This window comes from Pseudomonas putida, from assembly GCF_028682475.1.
In the GTDB taxonomy this organism is placed as follows: Bacteria; Pseudomonadota; Gammaproteobacteria; order Pseudomonadales; family Pseudomonadaceae; genus Aquipseudomonas; species Aquipseudomonas putida_AG.
In genome coordinates this window covers 148932-170385 of the sequence record NZ_JANHLE010000010.1, presented here as the reverse complement: position 1 = coordinate 170385, position 21454 = coordinate 148932, and the positions used below count along the sequence as shown (strand labels likewise).

Below are 21454 nucleotides of genomic sequence, written 5' to 3'. Positions count from 1 at the left end.
TGCTTTTACTACTCCACCGCGCTATCCGGGAACTGGTCCTGGACATACTTGATCTCGGTCCGCCCATGCGCCGCCGGCAAGCCGTCTTCACCGAGGTTGACGAAGACCATGCGGTCAACGGTCAGGATGCTCTTGCGGGTAATCTTGTTGCGCACTTCACATTTGAGGGTGATCGAGGTACGGCCGAATTCGGTGGCGGTAATACCCAGCTCGATGATGTCGCCCTGGCGCGAGGCGCTGACGAAGTTGATCTCCGAAATGTACTTGGTCACCACACGCTGGTTGCCCAGTTGCACGATCGCGTAGATCGCCGCCTCTTCATCGATCCAGCGCAGCAGGCTGCCGCCGAACAGCGTGCCATTGGGATTGAGATCTTCGGGCTTGACCCATTTGCGGGTGTGAAAATTCATATCGACTCCTGAGCGTCTTGCCATTCGTTGGGGGTAATGATGGCAGAGGCAGCCCCCCTCCTCCATTTAACATCGACTATCGTCTCGATTAATCGACAGAAAACCTTGGGCAGATGCGCAGGCGCGGCTATAATCGCCATCGCTTTAAAACGGTCATCTGCACTTGATACCGTTCCCGCCACCTGTCCGAGGGGCGCTGCAGCAGGTTCAACCTGTCAGGCTCGGATGGGGCGTTGTCTGGCCAGGCTTGCCTGCCGACACTAAACGCACAACGGCGCCCATTCGCACACTACGAATGGAGGCTCTTCATGAGCGCTGTAAACACGCCTGCCGGTTTTACCGATTTCAAAGTCGCTGACATTTCCCTGGCTGCCTGGGGTCGTCGCGAAACCATCATCGCCGAATCGGAAATGCCTGCACTGATGGGCCTGCGCCGCAAGTACCTGCAAGAGCAACCGCTCAAGGGTGCGAAGATCCTCGGCTGCATCCACATGACCATCCAGACTGCCGTGCTGATCGAAACCCTGGTTGCCCTGGGTGCCGAAGTACGCTGGTCGTCCTGCAACATTTTCTCCACCCAGGACCAGGCCGCTGCCTCGATCGCCGCTGCCGGCATCCCGGTGTTCGCCTGGAAAGGTGAAACCGAAGAAGAGTACGAGTGGTGCCTGGAGCAAACCATCCTCAAGGATGGCGCGCCATGGGATGCCAACATGATCCTCGACGACGGCGGTGACCTGACCGAGCTGCTGCACAAAAAATACCCGGCTGTTCTCGACCGCGTTCACGGCGTGACCGAAGAAACCACCACCGGCGTTCACCGCCTGCTGGACATGCTGGCCAAGGGCGAGCTGAAAATCCCGGCGATCAACGTCAACGACTCGGTCACCAAGAGCAAGAACGACAACAAGTACGGCTGCCGTCACAGCCTCAACGACGCGATCAAGCGTGGTACCGACCACCTGCTGTCGGGCAAGCAAGCCCTGGTCATCGGCTACGGTGACGTCGGCAAGGGCTCGGCCCAGTCGCTGCGTCAGGAAGGCATGATCGTCAAGGTCACTGAAGTCGACCCGATCTGCGCCATGCAAGCTTGCATGGACGGCTTCGAACTGGTTTCGCCGTTCATCGACGGTATCAACACCGGCACCGAAGCAAGCATCGACAAAGCGCTGCTGGGCAAGATCGACCTGATCGTGACCACCACCGGCAACGTCAATGTCTGCGACGCCAACATGCTCAAAGCCCTGAAAAAGCGCGCTGTGGTCTGCAACATCGGTCACTTCGACAATGAAATCGACACCGCTTTCATGCGCAAGAACTGGGCCTGGGAAGAGGTCAAGCCGCAGGTACACAAGATCCACCGTACCGGCGCTGGCGCTTTCGACCCGCAGAACGACGACTACCTGATCCTGCTGGCCGAAGGCCGTCTGGTCAACCTGGGTAACGCCACCGGCCACCCAAGCCGCATCATGGACGGTTCGTTCGCCAACCAGGTGCTGGCGCAGATCTTCTTGTTCGGCCAGAAGTACGCCGACCTGCCAGCCGCGCAGAAAGCCGAGCGCCTGACGGTCGAAGTGCTGCCGAAGAAACTCGACGAAGAAGTGGCCCTGGAAATGGTCCGCGGCTTCGGCGGCGTGGTGACCCAACTGACGCCTCAGCAAGCCGAGTACATCGGCGTTACTGTTGAAGGGCCGTTCAAGCCACACGCCTACCGCTACTGATGGGCCAGAGCCGGTGTCGCTGCCAAGCGTCACCGGCTTTTTTCTGTACGCCAGCCTCAGGGCCGGCCTGCTTGATCGGTTTACCAGGATTTCGCCATGTCTCAGGAACGTCGTTACAGCTTCGAGTTCTTCCCGACCAAGACCGATGCTGGACATGAAAAACTGCTCGTCACTGCCCGCCAGCTGGCCAGCTACAACCCGGATTTCTTCTCCTGCACCTACGGTGCCGGAGGCTCGACCCGCGACCGCACGCTGAACACCGTGCTGCAGCTGGAAAGCGAAGTGAAGATTCCTGCCGCCCCGCACCTGTCGTGCGTCGGTGACAGCAAGGAAGACCTGCGCAGCCTGCTGAGCCAGTACAAGGCCGCCGGCATCCAGCGCATCGTTGCCCTGCGCGGCGACCTGCCCTCGGGTATGGGCATGGCCAGCGGCGAGCTGCGCTACGCCAACGAACTGGTCGAGTTCATCCGCCAGGAAAGCGGCGATCACTTCCATATCGAAATCGCCGCCTACCCGGAGATGCATCCCCAGGCGCGCAACTTCGAAGATGACCTGAAGAATTTCGTGCGCAAGGCCAATGCCGGCGCCGACAGCGCCATCACCCAGTACTTCTTCAACGCCGACAGCTACTTCTACTTCGTCGAGCGCGTGCAGCAGATGGGTGTGGATATTCCTGTGGTTCCGGGGATCATGCCGATCACCAACTACAGCAAGCTGGCGCGTTTCTCCGACGCCTGCGGCGCCGAGATCCCACGCTGGATCCGCAAACAGCTGGAAGCCTATGGCGATGACGTCAACAGCATCCAGAAGTTCGGTGAAGAGGTCATCACCCGCATGTGCGAACAACTGCTGCAAGGCGGCGCACCCGGGCTGCACTTCTACACCCTGAACCAGGCCGACCCGAGCCTGGCGATCTGGAACAACCTCAAGTTGCCGCGCTGATCGACAAGCTACATCGCCGGTAACAAATACTGTGGGATACTGAAAAGGCCTTGGTTTACGCTAAGGCCTTTTTGCATCCCCCAGCCAATGGACTAACGTGCTTCATGCCATACGGACATACCCCGCCTCGCCCACAACTGGTTTACCTGGTCTTCGGTGCCCAGACGTATCATCAGGAAGCTCAGTTCAGCATCGTCAGCGCCCTGGCCAACCTGCGCAAAACCCCGGGCGAAGCACTGGATATTCAGGTCTACAGCGATAATCCCGAGCCCTACCAGCACCTTCCGGTAACCGTCCACACGCTGGATGCCGCCACCCGCGAAGCCTGGAACCAGCCTTATGGTTATCACTTTCGCAGCAAGCACGTAGTCATGCGCCAGGTGCTGGCCAACGCGCCCGTGGCCGCACTGATCGATACCGACACATTCTTCCACCAATCGCCCATTGAGCTGTTCCGGCGCATCAAGCCAGGCACCCTGCTGTGCAATGCCATCGGCGCCAACTTCGGGCACAACCCGAAGTGCCGGCTGTACCAGGGCCTGGCATCGCTGCTTGAAGCGCGCGGGCTGGCTGACCGCCAGATGCCCCAGCTTAACTCTGGCGTCATCGGCCTGACGCAAGAAGATGCGCCACTGCTCGACCACTCCATCGCCCTGATGGACGAGTACTACCCGCATGCCAACGGCGCGTACACCCTGGAAGAGTTCTGCCTGGCGGTGGCGGCCTATCGCCGCGTGCAGGTCAACCAGTGCACCGACCTGCTGCATCATTATTGGAGCCGCAAACAGTTGTTCAGGGCCAAGGTCCAGGCCTGGCTGGCCAAGCACCAGCACGCGCCGCTGAGCGGCCAGGCGCTGCAGGATGTAGCCCTGGTCAACGCCCAGCTGCCAAAGCCGCCAGCCCTGCAACGCCTGGGCTACAAGGTACTGAGCCTGACCCTGCCCAGCGAACAGCGTCAGTTCCTGCGTGAATTGATGAACGGCTGCTACGAATACCCCAACGAGTTCGACCGCGCTTGTGGCCCCGCCTGGTGGGACAAAGCGCTGGAAAATGCCAATGCCCGTCATTCGCGCCCGTTGTGCCACGACAAATTGCACCAGTGGTTCAAGCACCCTGGCATGCGCCTGAGCCTGGGCAACAAGCACAGTACTGTCCGTGACTCGCTGATAAAACGATCACAACGCTGAATACCCGGCAAGGGTAATGCGCACCTCGACTAGCCATCGTCGTGCGCACGTCGTACTCTCCAGCCATGCCTGATTTCACCCGTTTGTTATCCGCCCTGTTGCTCACTTGCCTGAGTGCGTTTGCCCATGGCGAGAGGCTGCGTATCGTCACCGAACCCTGGGCACCCTATGTCTATATGGAAAACGGTGAGGCCAAAGGTATCGACTACGACGTCACTGTCGAAGTGTTCAAGCGTCTGGGTGTGGAAGTGGACTGGCAGTTCCTGCCCTGGAAGCGTTGTCTGGCGATGATCGATCAAGGCCTGGCGGACGGTATCCTGGATATTTTCTATACCGAGCAGCGCGCCAATCAGCTCTACTACCCCAACGAACCGTTATCGGGCGTGGAGTTTGTGCTGTTTTACGCCAACGCCCGCCCCTATCCGGTCAACAGCCTGCACGACCTTCGCGGCTTGACCGTCGGCACCTCGCCTGGTTATTCCTATGCACCAGCGTTCAGCGATTCGCCACTGTTCACCCGCGAGCCGGCGCCAACCCATGAAGCCAACTTCGGCAAACTGCAGCGCGGGCGCATCGACTTGCTGATCACCGACCGCCGCGTCGGACGCTACCTCAGCCGATATCTGGGCCTGGATCAGCAAATCAGCGAGCTGCCGTTGGTGGTCAGCCGCCAGAGCCAATACCTGGCGGTACGCCGTAATGCCGGTCGGTACGAGCTGATGCAGCGCTTTGCCACTGAGCTGCGCCGCTTCAAACAAGAGCCTGCCTACGCGGCCTTGAATGCTCGTTATGTCGATGCCGGTGAAAACTTTCGAACCACCGTTGAGCAGCAGGAACGCAGCACGCCCTGATTGCTCTGTTATACTCGGGCCTTCCCGCCAGGCTTACGCCCGGACGCTCGGCCTTGCAAAAGGCATCCCGACGGCAGGACAGCGCGGCCAAGAGCCCGCCCGCCATACTCCGGATGCGCATTGAAGACCCTGCTGGACCGGACGCGATAGCATCACCCGATGCCCGTCGCGCCAGGCAAGATTATCCCATCGGGCTTAGCCCCCACTAAGAACAGGATTGCTCATGTCCTTTGCTTCCCTCGGTCTCTCCGAGGCTCTAGTCAGTGCCATCGAGGCTGCTGGCTATACCCAGCCCACTCCGGTGCAACAGCGGGCCATTCCCGCCGTGTTGCAAGGTCGCGACCTGATGGTTGCCGCCCAGACAGGTACTGGTAAAACCGGTGGTTTCGCCCTGCCGATCCTCGAGCGCCTGTTTCCAGGTGGTCACCCAGACAAATCCCAGCGTCATGGCCCACGCCAGCCGCGGGTTCTGGTGCTGACCCCGACGCGCGAACTGGCCGCCCAGGTGCACGACAGCTTCAAGGTTTATGCCCGCGACCTCAAATTCGTCAGCGCCTGCATCTTCGGTGGCGTCGGCATGAACCCGCAGGTTCAGGCCATGGCCCGTGGCGTTGACGTGCTTGTGGCCTGCCCGGGCCGCCTGCTCGACCTCGCCGGCCAAGGCAGTGTCGACCTTTCCCACGTCGAAACCCTGGTACTGGACGAAGCCGACCGCATGCTCGACATGGGCTTCATCCACGACGTGAAGAAAGTCCTCGCACGGCTGCCGGCCAAGCGTCAGAACCTGCTGTTCTCGGCGACCTTCTCCAAGGACATCACCGACCTTGCCGACAAGCTGCTGCACAACCCCGAGCGCATCGAGGTTACCCCGCCGAACACCACGGTCGAGCGGATCGAACAGCGTGTCTACCGCCTGCCGGCCAGCCACAAGCGCGCCCTGCTGGCGCACCTGATCACCACCGGCGCCTGGGAACAGGTACTGGTCTTCACCCGCACCAAGCACGGCGCCAACCGCCTGGCCGAATACCTGGAAAAGCACGGCCTGACCGCCGCCGCGATCCACGGCAACAAGAGCCAGAATGCCCGCACCAAAGCCCTGGCCGACTTCAAGGCCGGCACCGTGCGCATCATGGTTGCCACCGATATCGCGGCCCGTGGCCTGGACATCGACCAACTGCCGCATGTGGTCAACTTCGAGCTGCCGAACGTCGAAGAAGATTACGTGCACCGGATCGGTCGTACCGGCCGTGCCGGTCGCTCGGGTGAAGCGATCTCGCTGGTCGCCCCGGATGAAGAAAAGCTGCTCAAGAGCATCGAACGCGTCACCCGCCAGAAGATCCCGGATGGCGACCTGATGGGCTTTGATGCCTCCAAGGTTGAAGCCGAGAAGCCTGAAGTCCGCGAGCGTCCACAAAACAACCCGCGTGGTGGCCGTGGTCAGCGTGCTGACGGCACCAACACCGGCAACGGCGGACGCAAAGACAAAGGCAAGGATCAGGGCAAGGAAAAAGGTCGCGACAAAGACAAGGAAAAAACCGCAGAGAAGTCTGCCGGTGGCCGCCAGGATCGCAAACCACGCGACAACAAAAAGCCGCGCCCGCAACAGTCCGCACAAGCCGGCGTACCATCGGTACCCGCAAATCGTGACCCGGAAGAGTTCCTGGATGACGAAGTGGACAACTTTGGTAACCGCGCCGACTACGTCAGCCCTTACCAGAACAAGGGCAACCAGGGTCGCAACCGTCGTCCTGGCGCACCCGCCCAGGCAGGTGCCGGCGCTACTGGCCAGCCGCGTAGCGGTGGCGGCCAAGGTCGCAACAACAATGGCCCGCGCACCGGTACGGGTGGTTCGGCCAACGGCGAAAAACGCGGTGGTCCGCGTAATGGTGGCGGTGGTCAGCCGCGCCGTGACGGCGGTGGAGCCCGTAATCGCCGGCCCAACAGTGACAATCAATCGGGCGAGCCAGCCGTGCGCAATCCGCGTGAAGGCCAGCCGCAGCCGAAGATCATGCACAAAGAGTCGAAGATCGACCGCTTCCCGACTGCCGAACAGCTTGAGCAACTGCCAAGCCGTCCACGTGGCGAGAAGCCTGCGCTGCTGACGCGTAATCGCTGATTCAGCCTATGCACCAACAAAAACGCCGCCCCTAGGGGCGGCGTTTTTGTTGGCTGGGCAACAATTACTTCTGCTTGATGCCTTCGACCGAGATATCCAGGTCCAGGGTCTGCGAAGCAGGGCCTGGGCCTTTGATACCGAAGTCGTTCAGGTTCAGCGTGGTGGTAGCGTTGAAACCTGCACGTTCGCCGCCCCATGGATCCTTGCCTTCGCCGACGAAGGTAGCCTTGAAGGTGACCGGCTTGGTCACGCCGTGCATGGTCAGGTCGCCGGTCACGTCAGCGGTTTTCTCGCCAGTCGACTTGACGCTGGTGGAGACGAACTTGGCCATTGGGTACTTGCCCACATCGAGGAAGTCTTTGCTGGCGATGTGCTTGTCACGCTCAGCGTGGTTGGACCACAGGCTGGCAGTTTTCAGGTCGACAGCGATCTTGCTGGCTTCAGGTTTGGCAGCATCCCAGCTGAAGGAGCCGTCGAAGTCCTTGAAGGTACCGTGAATGAAGCTATAGCCCAGGTGGCTGATCTTCCAGTCTACGAAGGCATGCTGGCCTTCCTTGTCGATCTTGTAGTCTGCAGCCATGGCCTGGCCGGCCGAAAGCAGTGCGGTACCGAGCGCCAGAGCGGCAAAAGTCTTTTTCAACATGCGTCTATATCCCTTTGGAGTTGAGGTTGAACATCAAGCTTTGCGGCCCAGCATGCGCTTGAGGGTCGCGTCACGGTCGATAAAGTGGTGCTTCAGGGCTGCCAGTCCGTGCAGGCCGGCAAAAATCACCAGGCCCCAGGCCAGGTAGAAATGGATTGCACCGGCGACATCCGCCTGATCAGGCAAGTCGCTGACCAGCGCTGGCACTTCAAAAAGACCGAACACCGGGATACCCACGCCATCGGCGGTGGAAATCAGGTAGCCGGCGGTCATCACCGCGAACAGGCCGACGTAAAGCAGACCATGTCCGGCTTTGGAGGCTACGCGGGTCAGCTTGCCGTGGTTCGGCAGCGCCGGTGGTGGCGGGCTGATGAAGCGCCAGGCCACGCGTACCAGCATCACCGCCAGCAACACCAGGCCGATGCTCTTGTGCAGGTCGGGGGCTTCTTTGCGCCATGGACTGTAGTAGTCCAGGCCCATCATCCACAGACCCAGGCCAAACAATCCGAACACTGCCAGTGCCACACCCCAGTGCATGACGATGCTGACCAGGCCGTAGCGAGAAGATGAATTGCGCAGTTGCATTGCCGTGTTTCCCTGTAAGAACTGTGCTCAAGACTAACGGGTTATCTATCGAATTAAAGCGCAAAATTTCGCTATGAACGATCGAGAAAGACGATTGTTAGTGTTTAACAGTGCTATTAAGGAAACATTAACTGTAAGGGAAGGTGTAGCGGCATCGCGGGGCAAGCCCGCTCCCACAGGATTGGATACACCACTGTGGGAGCGGGCTTGCCCCGCGATAAATTCAACACGATTACTGCGCTTTAGCCTGCACGTTGGCCACTGGTTTCTTGACCGGCGCCGGCTTGGCTGCGGTCTTCTTCGCCTGCTCGGCCTTGGCCACCGGCTTTTTCACCGGTGCTGGCTTGGCCGCCTTGGCGGGTGCCGCCTTGACCGGCGCAGGCTTGACTGGCTCTTCTTTGGCCACCGCAGGCACTACTGGCGCAGGTGCTGCAACCGGTGCCTGAGCAGCTTCTGCCGGCTTGACGGCAGGTTTTTCAACAGCCTTGTCGTCACTGCCGAACATCCGCGAGAAGAAGCCTGGTTTGTTCGTTTCTTTCTTCACCGGATCCGCTGCCTTGGCGGGCTTGTCGGACGACCCGCCAAACAGGTTGGAGAAGAAGTTGCCCTTGCTGGCCGCCACCGCAGTCGCAGCTGCTGCGGGTGCCGCACTGACAGGGTCGAAGGATTTGCCCGCCGCCAGGTCCTGGACCTGGCTGGCTGCACGCTGGCCACTGCGCAGGGCGCCTTCCAGGGTGCCCGGATAGAGCGCATCGGTGTGCTCACCGGCAAAGGCGACACGCTGCACCGGACGCTCCCACAAGCGCCAGAATTTGCTGATCTGGCCCGGGCCATAGGCCAGGTAGGCACCGCCCATGTTGGCGTCGGTGCTGTAACGGCGGACTTCGTAACCGGTGAAGGCACCGCGCGCCTGCGGGTAGAACGCATGCATGCGGATCAGCACCTGGTCGACCATCTGCTTGTCGCCGAAGGCCTGCAGCAGGCGCGCGTTGTCGCCGGACAGGTTGATGACGACGTTGGCACCACCTTTGAGCGCAGGCTCGACCCACAACATGCCGAGACCGGTGTTGCTGTAGATTTCGCCGGACATGCGCGCGCGGCTCTCCCACACCGGGGTCTTGAATTTCAGCAACAGCTGGTCACGCCAGCCATAGTTGGTACCCTTCAAGGCGGCCAGGTGTTTGGTGTCCAGACCAGGGGTCATCTGAATCTTTGCCAGCGCGCGCAGTGGCACGGCCAGGACCACGTAATCGGCCTGATAACCGACGCTGCCGACTTTGACCGTCACGCCGTCCTTGTCCTGGGTAATGGCACTGACCGGCGAGCTGGTCTTGATGGTCTTCAACTGCTTGACGAAGGCCTGGGCCAGCACCGGACTGCCGCCTGGCAGGCGTGCGGCACGCAGGTCACGGTCGCTGACACCACGATAGACACGGGTCTGCTGGGCGAAATACAGCAGCGACAGGCGCGATGGCTCGTCGTAGCGGGTGCGGATCTGCTGATTAATCAACTGGCGCGCAGTGGTCGGCAACTGCAGCTTGTCCAGCCAGCCGGACACGTTCAACTGGTCGAGGGCGAACAGAGTGCTGTTGGCCGCAGGGTTCTGCGGATCGTCAATCGAACGCGCCAGATCGTCGAGGGTCTTTTCATAGCGCTTGAGCGCCTCGGCGGTCGCCGGCTGCTTGGTCGCAAGGTCGCTCGAGCTGAAATACTCGCCATCGATCAGGTAACCCGGGGTACGGACGAATTCCGGCGCCGGCAGGGTGCTGATCTTGAAGGTATCCAGGTACTGGTTGAGGATCGGCTGGGCCTTGCTGTTGCCGATCCACTCGCTGGTGGCCAGGCCGGAACGCCCGCCCATGCCCGACTTGGCTTCGAGCAGGGTCACCTGCCAGCCCTTGCCCTGCAATTCATAAGCGGCGGTCAGGCCAGCCAGACCACCGCCAACGACGATCGCAGTCGGGGTTTTGTCCTTGGCCAGCGCAGCGCCGCTGAACAGTCCTATCATTACCAGCGCACAGGCGCGCAGCCACCCAGCAGACATGTTGGCGAACTCCGGATCAAAGCAGAAAGAGGGGGGGATTCCCCCTGGAAAGAGTAGCCGAAGAATACGCGAGGCCAAGTCCCCCGGCTAGCGACGCCAGCGCCTGATTGCATGTCACGGGTTGTCCTCGACCGGCGCATTGCATAGGCTTGCGCCGCATGTCCGCGCTGTCGTCGCCAGGAGAAGAGAAATGGGCCTCAACCAACAGTGGATGCAACGTGACCTGAAGGTCCTGTGGCACCCCTGCACCCAGATGAAAGACCATGAACAACTGCCGCTGATCCCGATCAAGCGCGGCGAAGGCGTATGGCTGGAAGACTTCGAAGGCAAACGCTATCTCGACGCGGTCAGCTCCTGGTGGGTCAACGTCTTCGGCCATGCCAATCCGCGCATCAACCAGCGCATCAAGGACCAGGTCGATCAGCTTGAGCATGTGATCCTTGCCGGCTTCAGCCATCAGCCGGTGATCGAGCTGTCCGAGCGCCTGGTACAGATCACTCCTGAAGGCCTGACCCGATGCTTCTACGCTGATAATGGTTCGTCCTGCATCGAAGTGGCGCTGAAAATGAGCTTTCACTACTGGCTCAACAAAGGCCTGCCAGACAAGAAGCGCTTCGTCACCCTGAGCAACAGCTACCACGGCGAGACCATCGCAGCGATGTCGGTGGGCGACGTGCCACTGTTCACCGAGACCTACAAGGCGCTGTTGCTCGACACCATCAAGGTGCCAAGTCCGGACTGCTACCTGCGCCCCGAGGGCGTGAGCTGGGAAGAGCATTCGCGCACGATGTTCGTAGCCATGGAGCAGACCCTGGCTGAACATCACGACACGCTCGCCGCAGTGATCGTTGAGCCGCTGATCCAGGGCGCGGGCGGTATGCGCATGTACCACCCGGTGTACCTCAAGCTGCTGCGCGAGGCCTGCGACCGCTATGGCGTGCACCTGATCCATGACGAGATCGCCGTCGGCTTCGGCCGCACCGGCACGATGTTCGCCTGTGAACAGGCCGGCATCCGCCCTGACTTCCTGTGCCTGTCCAAGGCCCTGACCGGCGGCTACCTGCCACTGGCCGCGTGCCTGACCACCGACGAGGTGTACAACGCGTTCTACGACGACTACTCGACCCTGCGCGCCTTCCTGCATTCGCACAGCTACACCGGCAACCCGCTGGCCTGTGCGGCGGCACTGGCGACCCTGGATATCTTCGAGCAAGACAACGTGATCGAGAACAACAAGGCGCTGGCCACGCGCATGGCCAGCGCCACGGCCCACCTGGTCGATCACCCGAACGTCGCTGAAGTGCGCCAGACCGGCATGGCCCTGGCCATCGAGATGGTCCAGGACAAGGCCAGCAAGACCGCCTACCCGTGGCAGGAACGCCGCGGCCTGAAAGTCTTCGAACACGCCCTGACCCGCGGCGCCCTGCTACGCCCGCTGGGTAGCGTGGTGTACTTCCTGCCGCCGTATGTGGTTACCCCGGAACAGATCGATTTCCTTGCTGAAGTGGCCAGCGAAGGTATTGATATCGCTACACGCGACAGTGTCAGCGTGGCGGTTCCGGGTAATTTCCATCCTGATTTTCGCGATCCGGGCTAAAAAGCATCGCGGGGCAAGCCCGCTCCCACAGGCTTCACACATCCCCTGTGGGAGCGGGCTTGCCCCGCGATAGACCAACACATATTCCGAGTTTTGAAATGAGACTGTCCCGCTTCTTCATTGATGCCCCCCTGAGCCTCGGCGAGCACGACCTGCCCGAAGCCCAGGCCCACTACATCGGCCGGGTGCTGCGCATGGCCGCTGGCGACGCCGTGCAACTGTTCGACGGCAGCGGCCAGGAATTCCTTGGCCACTTACTCGAAGTCGGCAAGAAAACCGTGCGGGTGCAACTGAGCGAATCCTTCGCCGGCCAAGCAGACTCCGGCCTCAAGGTCCACCTCGGCCAGGGCCTGTCGCGTGGCGAACGGATGGACTGGGCGATCCAGAAAGCCACCGAACTGGGGGCGACCGTCATCACCCCGATCGTCAGCGAGCGCTGTGAAGTACGCCTCAAGGACGAGCGCGCCGACAAACGCCTGGCCCACTGGCGTCAGGTGGCGATCAGTGCCTGTGAACAATGCGGTCGCTCCAGCGTGCCGCTGATCAACCCACCGGTACTGCTGGCCGACTGGCTCAAGGCCTGTGATGAACAGCTCAAGCTGGTTCTGCATCCGGTGGCCGAGCCGCTGCTCAGCCACCAGAAGCCGCAGAGCCTGGCATTCCTGATCGGCCCGGAAGGCGGCTTGAGCGAGGCCGAAGTCGAACACGCCAAGGCCGCCGGTTTCCACGCCGCGCGCCTCGGCCCACGGGTCCTGCGCACCGAAACCGCACCGGTGGTGGCCTTGGCGGTTGCCCAGCAGCTGTGGGGCGACTTCTAGAGCACGTAGAAAAATACAGCGATGAAATGCAACAGGCTGCCGGCAATGACAAACAGGTGCCAGATGCCATGCCAATGGCGAAAGCGGCTGTCATAGGCAAAGAAGATGATGCCGATGGTGTAGAACGCACCACCGGCCGCCAGCCAGGCAAACCCGGCAGCCCCGAGACTGGCCAGCAACGGCTTGACGGCGACCAGCACGATCCAGCCCATCAGCGCATAGATGATGATCGACAGCACCCGCGCTTCGGAGCGCGGCTTGATCTCCTGCAGCATGCCGATCACCGCCAGCCCCCAAACCACCCCGAACAGGCTCCAGCCCCAGGGCCCGCGCAGGCTGACCAGGCAAAAGGGGGTGTAGCTGCCGGCAATCAACAGGTAGATCGACAGGTGATCGAGCTTGCGCATCACCACTTTCGCCTTGCCGCGCACGCTGTGATAGATCGTTGAAATGCTGTAGAGCAACAGCAGGGTAAAACCGTAGATCGCCAGGCTGACGATCTTCCAGGGATCGCCCTGCAGACTGGCCACCACCAGCAACCAGACCGCGCCGATACCGGCCAGCACCGCGCCGACCAGATGCGTCCAGGCATTGAAGCGTTCACCGTGATACATGCAACAGGGTCCTCCGAACGACGGACAGGCCTCCCATCCTACACGGGCAACTGTTTCAAACCAGTCCCGCGCCCTCAAGCAATTGCTCAAGCGCTGGCAGGTCGGGCACCCTGGCGACCTGATCGCCAACCTGAACCGCCGCCAGTTCCAGCGCCGCCAGTGGCACATCGACGTAGTTGAGCTGGCTGTCGAGTTTGCAAGAGCGTGGAATGCCCTGCACCAGCACGGCAATGAAGCGCAAACGACTACCGCCCAAGGCGTTGAGCACAACGATTCGCGCCCGCTCCCCTACCTGCACCTGGCCACCGCAAGCCGCCTCGAAACTGAGCAACGGCAGACGCTGGTTGCGCCAGTCGATCCAGCCGAGCATCCAGTCGGGCTGCTCCGGCGCCGCGGAGCCGGCCTGATAACCGATCAGTTCGGCCACGGCGACGTTGGGCAACACCAGGCAGCGGTCAGCCAGCGCCAGCAACAAGCCGGTCAGGCTGCTGCGACGACCATTGCGCACGGGCTGTTCAAGCATGACGGTTACTCCATAGCGCAATACTCTGCAGCAGCACCGATTCCTGATAAGGCTTGCCCAGGTAGTCGTTGACCCCGATGGACATGGCCCGATCACGGTGTTTCTGTCCGGTTCGCGAGGTGATCATGATGATCGGCAGGTCCTGGAGGTGCGGATCGTGACGAATCTGTGTGGCCACCTCGAAGCCGTCCATGCGCGGCATTTCGATGTCCAGCAGCAACACATCAGGACGGTGCTCCTGCAGCAACGCCATCGCATCGACGCCGTCCTTGGCGGTCAGTACGTTCATGCCATGACGTTCCAGCAGGCGCCCGGTAACCTTGCGCACGGTCACCGAATCATCGACCACCATCACCAGCAACGGCCGCTTCGGCGCCTGTTCGATCTGTTGCGCAGGCAAACGAATGGCGCTGCCCGCTTGCTGGACGTGATGCTGCTGCAAGCCACGCAGCTGACCTGGCAAATCAAGGATCAGCACCACCCGGCCATCGCCCAGCAAGGTCGCGCCGGACAACCCCTGGACGCTGGCAAACTGCGGCCCGAGGCTTTTGACCACAATCTCGCGGCTGGCCGCCAGGCTGTCGACCTGGATCGCGAACTGCTGTTCGTGAGAATGCACCAGCAATACCGGTAACGGCAGGCTCTGGCCCAGCAGGCGCGGTTGCACGGCGCCTTGCAGCAGTTCGCCGAGGTAGCACAGTTCGTAGCGGTGCCCGGCGTATTCATAGTGCGGCGGATCAAGCTGATAGCAGGCTTCCAGCTCGGCCGGCGGCACGCGCACAATGCCCTCGATGGTGTTGAGCGGCACGGCGTACTGCTCTTCACCGTAGTGCACCATCAGCGCGCGGTTGACCGACACGGTAAACGGCAAGCGAATCAGAAAGCGCGCGCCCTTGCCCGGGCTGGACTCGATCACCATCGAACCACCGAGTTGCTTGACCTCTTCATGGACCACATCCATGCCCAGGCCGCGTCCGGAGATCTGGGTGATTTTCTCGGCGGTGGAGAACCCCGGCTGGAGGATGAACTGCATCACCTCATGGTCACTGAGGACCGCCGCGGGGTCGAGCAAGCCACGCTTGATCGCCTTGCGCCGCACCGCATCCAGTGGCACGCCCGCGCCGTCGTCGGTCATTTCGATAACAATGTCGGCGCCTTCGTGCAACAGGGTCAACGCAATCAGCCCTTGCTCCGGCTTGCCGGCGGCCAGACGGATTTCGCGGGACTCCAGACCATGGTCGACGGCGTTGCGCAGCATGTGCTCCAGCGGCGCCACCATGCGCTCCAGCACGCTGCGGTCCATCTCGCCTTCGGCATTGCCGACCACCAGCTCGACCTGCTTGCCGAGCTCGCTGGCCACTTGCCGCACGACACGTTGCAAGCGTGGCACCAGACGCTCGAAAGGCACCATGCGTGTGCGCATCAGGCCTTCCTGCAGCTCACTGTTGACCCGCCCCTGCTGCTGCAACAGGCCTTGCGCCTCCTGAGCGCGCAGGGTCAGGGTTTCCTTGAGGTCGAGCAGATCGGAGGCCGACTCGAACAAGGCCCGCGACAGCTGCTGCAACTGGGAGTGACGATCCATTTCCAGCGGGTCGAAGTCGTCATAGACCTGGCCATCGCCATCACCCTGCTGACGACTGAGAATTCGCCCCTGGGTTTCGGTATCCAGGCGGCGCAACTGGTCGCGCATGCGCTCCAGGGTGGTTTCCATCTCATTCAGCGCGACCTGGGCATCATTGACCTGCTGTTCGATGCGTCCGCGAATGATCGAATGCTCGCCCGCCAGGTTGCCCAGGTCGTCCAGCAGGTCCGAGGCCACCTTGACCATGTCCACCGGCCCGCGCTCGGGCGCTGTCACCGGTGCTTCCACCGCTGTGGCCGCTTCAGGATGCGACTGCTGGGCGGCAGTATCGGCCAGCGCCGCACTGCTGAAGTTGCGAATGTAGTCGATCAGCGCTGTCGCGGCGTGCAGCGGTTGTTGCAGGCGTACCGCGTCAAGCATGTGCGCCAGGCGGTCATGGCAGTTCTGCAGCAGACTGAACAGCGCTGCACTGGGCTGCAATTGCCCGGCAGCCAGCAGTTCATAGAGGAATTCCAGTTCGTGGGCCAGATCGCCGATCGGCGCAATCTCGACCATGCGCGCCCCGCCCTTGAGGGTATGCAGGTCGCGCAGCAGGTTCTCCACCTCGACTGCATTACGCGGCTCGGCCTGCCAGCGCAGCAGAGCGGCCCCGGAGCTTTCGACGATATCGAAGCTTTCTTCGAGGAAGATCTCCAGCAGTTCCTTGTCGCCGGCTTCCTGCACCGGGTCAGCCGGCTTGTCCGCTGCCGCAACAGGCGGTGCGCTGTGGCGATAGTCACGCAGCGCCGCCAGCAAGGTCACCGCCGACGAGGGCGCGCGGCCTGCCTGCAGCTGTTCCAGCACCTCGGCCAACTGGGCATGACTGCTACGCAGCAAGGTGAACAGTTCAGCACTCGGGGCGAAACGGCGATCCACCAGGCCTTCGTAAAACAGCTCAAGTTCCTGGGCGAGCACCTCGACCGCAACGATGGCGGCCATCTGCGCGCCGCCTTTGAGGGTCTGCAGATCACGCTGCAACGACGACAACGCCGAGGTGTTGTCGGTATCGGCCAACCAGCGCTCCAGCGCCTGGTTGGCACTTTGCAGCACATCGCTGGCCTCTTCGAGAAACAGCTCAATCATCGCAGGATCCATCGCCAGCGCTGCCGTTGCAGCGCTCAGGTCGGCGATCTGCGCCTGCCCCTGACGATGGCTGATCAGCCCGGTGGCCTCGGGCGCCAAGGCTTCGTCGAGCAGTTCTCGCAAGGCTTCAAGACGCTCAGGATGGGCATCCACCTCCTGACCGGCAGCAAGCTGGTCGAGCATGTCGATCAGTGCCTCATGGGCGTGCTGCGCCTGTTCGAAAAAGCGCGCACTGACCGCCAGGCTGCTTTCCTCAACCGCGCCATACAGGTCCAGCAAGGCCTCGCACAGCTCATCCACCTGCCACAGGTCAGCCAGGTGGGCGCTCTGGCCCAGGGTGGTCAGTTCATCGAGCAGCGCCGTGAGTTCCTGGCGCTCGCTCGGGTGCTCTTGCCAGCGCAACAACAGCGATTCGGCATCGAGCAGAATATCCATGCCCTGGGCGAGGAAGCTGGCAATCAACTGCGGATCGCGTTTGATCCGCAGGCCCTGAGCCGGCGCCTGAAGCAGGGCCTGCAGGCGTGCCTCAACCACCTGATGAATTTCCTCGATCAGCGTCGCCGCGCCGTTGATCACCGCCAGCGGCGCAGTGGACAACTGCTGCAGGCCTCGGCGCAAGAGCGGTTCGGCGCTTTCCAGCAGGTAGATTTCTTCAAGGTCGAAGGCCAGCTGATGGGCCTTGAACTCCCGCGCCAGCAGGTCGAGCGCGGCGGCAAGTTCGGCAATCGGTAGCACCCCGGCCATGGCGGCGCTGCCTTTGAGGGTGTGAAACGCGCGCTGCAAACTGTCACTGACCGATTGCGGCAACTGCTGATCGGCGGCGGCCAGGAAGCTGTCGAGACTGGCCAGATGCCCCTCGGCCTCGTTGCGGAAAATCTCCAGCAGTTGCGGGTCGATGGCCTCGCTGGCGTCGGCTTCATGGGGTGCGTCATTCATCGCCAGGGCGTGCAGATGCAAGGCCAGCTGTTCGACGTCTTTGCCCGCCTGCACCTGACCGTTGGCAAAGGCCACCAGCAAACCCGGTATCAACGCCAACGCCTGCTGCAGACTGGCCAGCGGCGCAGCCCCCACTTCGACGCGGCCCTCAAGGACCCGGTTGAGCAGGTGCTCGGCCGCCCAGGCCAGCTCCGCCAGGCCTTGCGCGGCGACCATCCGCCCGCTGCCCTTAAGGGTGTGCAAGCCCCGACGCAGCTCCACCAGGGCATCGCGGTCGGCCGTGTTGGCCTGCCAGCGCGCCCATTGCTGATTGAGCTGAGGCAGAAGTTCATCAGCCTCTTCGAGGAACACCTCGCGCAATTCGTCATCGACCACTGGCGGCTCGATAGCCGCCTCGACCTCCACCACCTCAGGTTCGGGCTCGGGTTCGGGTTCGGGCTCAGTCACATAACCCAGCGCCGCCAGGCTGGCTTGGGCGGCGTCGAGAAACTGCCGGGGATTGGCTTGTGGATCAGCGAGCAACCATTGCAGGTAGCACTCACCCGCGCTCAAGGCATCGGCCAGGTGCGCCAGGGCTGTGGCATCCGGTGGTGCCGCGCCGAGCAGGTGACGCTGGGCATAGTCAGCACACTGGCCAATCAACGCGGCTGCACGGGGCAGCATCAGCATGGCCAGGGCGCCGCGGATCTGCTGCAGCAAGTTCGGCAGCACCAGCAGGCGCTGCGGTTGCCAGCCGGCATCGAGGCAATCGCCGAGCTGATCCTTGACCTGCTGCAACACCGTATGGGCCTCGTCGAGCACCAGCTGGCGGATTTCAGCCAGGTCGGTGCCAGGCAGCGAACTCTGGTTCGGGTGTTGCTCCAGCGGGCCGACCATGCCCGCCAGGGTTGCCTCGACGTAGAGCAGCGCGCCAGCGATATCCATCAACACCGCATCGTCTGGCACGCGCTGGCCTTGGGCCAGGCTCTGCAGCACCAGCACCTGGTCGATAATCACCCGTCGCGGCTGGCTGAAGCCAAGCACTGCCAGCGTGTCGGCAATCTGGCGCAGCGGCGCGAGCAAGGGCTGCAGGTCATCCAGACGCTGACGGTCGCTGCGGACAAACAAGTCAAGGCGCTCCTTGACCCGCATCAGGTCCTCGCACAGCGCCGCCACCACTGATCGCAAGGCATCGCGATCGGAGCCCGCCTGCAGCCGCTCGCGCAAAGAGCCGAGGGATAAATCAAGATTGGCCAGTTCCTCGGCCGCCACCGGCGCCGGGCCAGACAGGCTACCGGGGGCCAACGGCTCGACCCCACGTTCGGCGCGCAGCTGGTTGAGCACCGGCAGCACCACCAGCGGCAAGTCGCGCCGGGCGCTGCGCAGCCGCTCCAGATACAGCGGCAATTGCTCAAGGCCGCGAAACAAGGCGCCCAGGGCTTCACCGCGCTGGCTGACGCGTTTTTCCTTCAAGGCTATGCCCAGTTGCTCCAGTTCTTCGGCGAGCAAGGCGGCGCCACTGAGCTCGAGCATCACCAGGCAACCGCGCACCTGGTGCAGGTTGTCGATAAACCCGAGCAGGTCATCTTCATCGCCGGGTTCCGCGCAGAAGTGCTCCAGCGCCAGGCGTGCCTGGGCCAGGCAGTCGGCGATGGCGCCCTTGACCCAAGTCAGGGCTACCGTGTCGTGGCGCTCGGCCATATCTGCTCCCGTTGCCATGCTCACAGGCGTGCGCTCAACGTGGTGGATTCGGTGGCAGGGTGAAGCCGGACACCGAGCGCCGCATTTCACTGGCCATGCGGGCCAGGTTGCCAATGCTGTCGGCGGTCGCGCTGGAGCCGGCCGAGGTCTGTGAAGTGATCTGCTGGATTATCGCCATGGTATGCGAGATCTGCCCGGCCGATGAGGTCTGCAGCTGGGCGGCATCAGAGATGCTGTGGATAAGTTCGGCGAGGGTTTGCGACACGCCCTCGATCTCCTCCAGCGCAACGCCGGCATCCTGGGCCAGGCGCGCACCGCGCACCACTTCAGCGGTGGTCTGCTCCATGGAAATCACTGCCTCGTTGGTGTCGGTCTGAATGGTGCGCACTAGCGCCTCGATCTGCCGGGTGGCCGAGGACGAACGCTCAGCCAGGCGTTGTACCTCGTCGGCGACCACGGCAAAGCCGCGCCCCGCCTCGCCGGCCAGCGACGCCTGGATCGCCGCATTGAGGGCGAGGATGTTGGTCTGGTCGGCAATGTCATCGATCAGGCTGACGATGTCGCCAATCTCCTGGGAAGACTCGCCCAGGCGCTTGATCCGCTTGGCGGTGTCCTGGATCTGTTCGCGAATGTTGTCCATACCGCGGATGGTGTTGTGCACCACTTCATTGCCCTTGTTGGCAATCGCCACCGAGCGCTCGGCAACCTTCGCCGACTCGTAGGCATGGGTGGAAACCCGGTCGATGGACTCGGCCATGTCGCCAACCGCCACCGAGGCTTCGGTGATCTGCTCGGCCTGGTGCTCCGAGGCTTTGGCCAGCTGGTGGGCAGTGTTCTGGGTGTCCTGCACGGCGCTGGCCACTTCCTCGGCACTGAGGTTGATGGTGGCCACCAGATCACGCAACTGGTCGATGGAGTAATTGATCGAGTCGGCAATCGCACCGGTGAAGTCTTCCGTCACCGACACCATCACCGTCAGGTCACCATCGGCCAGGTCTTCAATTTCGTCGAGCAAGCGCATGATTGCTTGCTGGTTGCGCTCATTCATCTGCGCGGTTTCACGCAATTGCCGATGGGTTTCACGGACCATTACCAGGCCAATGAGGATGATCGACGCCAGTGCCAGCAGGCCCAGCACATAGCCGCCGACGGTATCCAGGGTGCGCCCACCGGCAAGATTTTCAAAGCCGTTGGCCAGGTGCGAAGCTTCGTCGAGCAGCGTCTGCGACTGGTTGAAGATGTTCCCGGCCGCTTCACGCACGCGGAACAGTTCCGGCGAGGTCTCGAGGATTTCATCCACGGACCCGGCAACGAACTGGAACAGCTCGGCGATATCCGCCAGCCGCGCCCGCGCGTCCGGGTCCTGGACACGGGTGATCTGCAGGGTCGGGTTGCCACCGAGCATGCCTTCGAGCACCTGGCCGAAACGGCTGGCATCACGACCAAAGGCGTCTGCCGCCTGTACCGAGGTCTCGTCACCGGCCAGCACGGTATTGACCGAACCGAGGATACGCTCGGCCAGCAGCGACTGGCGCTGGGCCACCGCCACCTGATTGGCCGGTGCGCCGCTCTGCAACAGGATCTCGACGACTTTTTCGTACTCAACCTGCAGTTGCGGCACGGTCTCGGCCAGGGTCGCGGCCACCTGGTGCAGCGACAGCACCGTCTGTTCACTGGCCAGAATCGTATCGGTATTCTTGCGCAAGCCTTCCCAGTCGCGCAGCACCGCATCCATTTCATCGCGCACCGCCGGGGGTGCGGCAGGCAGGCCGGTGGCCGCGTCACCTTTGTTCAGGTAGCCCCAGCGCTGTTCGAAATCGTTGCGCGCCTCGCTGAGCAGACGGAACGCCCGCGCCTTGCCCGCGGCCGCCTCGGTGGCGTTCTTGGCAATGCGCTGGGACAACACCCGCAACTCACCGGCGTGACCGATGTACTGCTTGTCGTAGTTAGCCTGGGTGTTGAGGTAGGCAAAATTGACGAACAGCAGGATGATCGACAGGATCAGCACGACGAACAACGCCGCGATCCGGGCGCTGCTGCGCGAGCCTGGGGTTGGAGAAGCGCTGTTGGTCTTGGTCACGAATCC

15 protein-coding genes and 1 riboswitch are annotated in these 21454 nt (G+C 62.3%); of the genes, 7 read left to right on the top strand and 8 right to left on the bottom strand.

Features of this window, described 5'->3' with window-relative positions; genetic code table 11:
• Positions 1-8: 8 nt before the first annotated feature.
• On the bottom strand, positions 9-410 hold the full coding sequence (locus tag NPS47_RS11340) for an acyl-CoA thioesterase (protein WP_038615346.1): 402 nt from the start codon (positions 408-410) through the stop codon (positions 9-11).
• A 182-nt stretch (positions 411-592) separates the two neighbouring features.
• A riboswitch (S-adenosyl-L-homocysteine riboswitch) is annotated at positions 593-697 on the top strand.
• A 21-nt stretch (positions 698-718) separates the two neighbouring features.
• Here NPS47_RS11340 and ahcY point away from each other — a divergent pair.
• The 5 genes from ahcY to NPS47_RS11315 all read left to right on the top strand — a co-directional run bounded on the left by ahcY (position 719) and on the right by NPS47_RS11315 (position 7224).
• Positions 719-2128, top strand: coding sequence for an adenosylhomocysteinase (gene ahcY / locus NPS47_RS11335; protein WP_274295055.1), 1410 nt, complete (start codon positions 719-721; stop codon positions 2126-2128).
• Positions 2129-2224: 96 nt separating this feature from the next.
• Positions 2225-3070 carry a methylenetetrahydrofolate reductase [NAD(P)H] gene (metF, locus tag NPS47_RS11330; protein ID WP_274295054.1) on the top strand — a complete coding sequence of 282 codons (846 nt, stop codon included), beginning with the start codon at positions 2225-2227 and terminating at the stop codon, positions 3068-3070.
• A 104-nt stretch (positions 3071-3174) separates the two neighbouring features.
• A complete protein-coding gene (locus NPS47_RS11325) occupies positions 3175-4257 on the top strand; it encodes a hypothetical protein (protein WP_274295053.1) in 1083 nt (360 codons plus the stop codon).
• Positions 4258-4322: 65 nt separating this feature from the next.
• Complete coding sequence (locus NPS47_RS11320) at positions 4323-5108, top strand: substrate-binding periplasmic protein (RefSeq protein WP_274295052.1); 786 nt, start codon at positions 4323-4325, stop codon at positions 5106-5108.
• A 223-nt stretch (positions 5109-5331) separates the two neighbouring features.
• The gene (locus NPS47_RS11315; protein WP_274295051.1) at positions 5332-7224 is read left to right on the top strand and encodes a DEAD/DEAH box helicase; all 1893 of its coding nucleotides are present in this window, start codon (positions 5332-5334) and stop codon (positions 7222-7224) included.
• 64 nt (positions 7225-7288) lie between these two features.
• Here the strand turns inward: NPS47_RS11315 and NPS47_RS11310 are convergent, their stop codons facing one another.
• From NPS47_RS11310 to NPS47_RS11300, 3 genes are all read right to left on the bottom strand, one after another.
• The gene (locus tag NPS47_RS11310; RefSeq protein ID WP_274295050.1) at positions 7289-7867 is read right to left on the bottom strand and encodes a YceI family protein; all 579 of its coding nucleotides are present in this window, start codon (positions 7865-7867) and stop codon (positions 7289-7291) included.
• Between the two features lie 33 nt (positions 7868-7900).
• Positions 7901-8452, bottom strand: a complete 552-nt coding sequence (locus tag NPS47_RS11305; protein WP_274295049.1) for a cytochrome b — start codon at positions 8450-8452, stop codon at positions 7901-7903.
• 232 nt (positions 8453-8684) lie between these two features.
• Positions 8685-10496, bottom strand: coding sequence for a flavin monoamine oxidase family protein (locus tag NPS47_RS11300; RefSeq protein WP_274295048.1), 1812 nt, complete (start codon positions 10494-10496; stop codon positions 8685-8687).
• Positions 10497-10686: 190 nt separating this feature from the next.
• Between NPS47_RS11300 and NPS47_RS11295 the strand changes: the two genes are divergently transcribed.
• Positions 10687-12093: an adenosylmethionine--8-amino-7-oxononanoate transaminase gene (locus NPS47_RS11295; protein ID WP_274295047.1), complete on the top strand. Its 1407-nt coding sequence runs from the start codon at positions 10687-10689 to the stop codon at positions 12091-12093.
• 98 nt (positions 12094-12191) lie between these two features.
• Positions 12192-12911 (top strand): 16S rRNA (uracil(1498)-N(3))-methyltransferase, encoded by a 720-nt coding sequence (locus NPS47_RS11290; RefSeq protein ID WP_274295046.1) that lies wholly within the window; start codon positions 12192-12194, stop codon positions 12909-12911.
• Here the strand turns inward: NPS47_RS11290 and trhA are convergent.
• The 4 genes from trhA to NPS47_RS11270 are packed head-to-tail and all read right to left on the bottom strand — an operon-like array spanning position 12908 to position 21448.
• Positions 12908-13525: a PAQR family membrane homeostasis protein TrhA gene (trhA, locus tag NPS47_RS11285; RefSeq protein WP_274295045.1), complete on the bottom strand. Its 618-nt coding sequence runs from the start codon at positions 13523-13525 to the stop codon at positions 12908-12910. The two genes, NPS47_RS11290 and trhA, sit on opposite strands and share 4 nt — an antisense overlap.
• A 55-nt stretch (positions 13526-13580) precedes the next feature.
• Positions 13581-14048 carry a chemotaxis protein CheW gene (locus NPS47_RS11280; protein WP_274295044.1) on the bottom strand — a complete coding sequence of 156 codons (468 nt, stop codon included), beginning with the start codon at positions 14046-14048 and terminating at the stop codon, positions 13581-13583.
• A complete protein-coding gene (locus NPS47_RS11275; RefSeq protein WP_274295043.1) occupies positions 14041-19368 on the bottom strand; it encodes an Hpt domain-containing protein in 5328 nt (1775 codons plus the stop codon). Before NPS47_RS11275 ends, NPS47_RS11280 begins: the two co-directional genes overlap by 8 nt.
• A gap of 34 nt (positions 19369-19402) precedes the next feature.
• The gene (locus tag NPS47_RS11270) at positions 19403-21448 is read right to left on the bottom strand and encodes a methyl-accepting chemotaxis protein (protein ID WP_274295042.1); all 2046 of its coding nucleotides are present in this window, start codon (positions 21446-21448) and stop codon (positions 19403-19405) included.
• Positions 21449-21454: the final 6 nt, after the last annotated feature.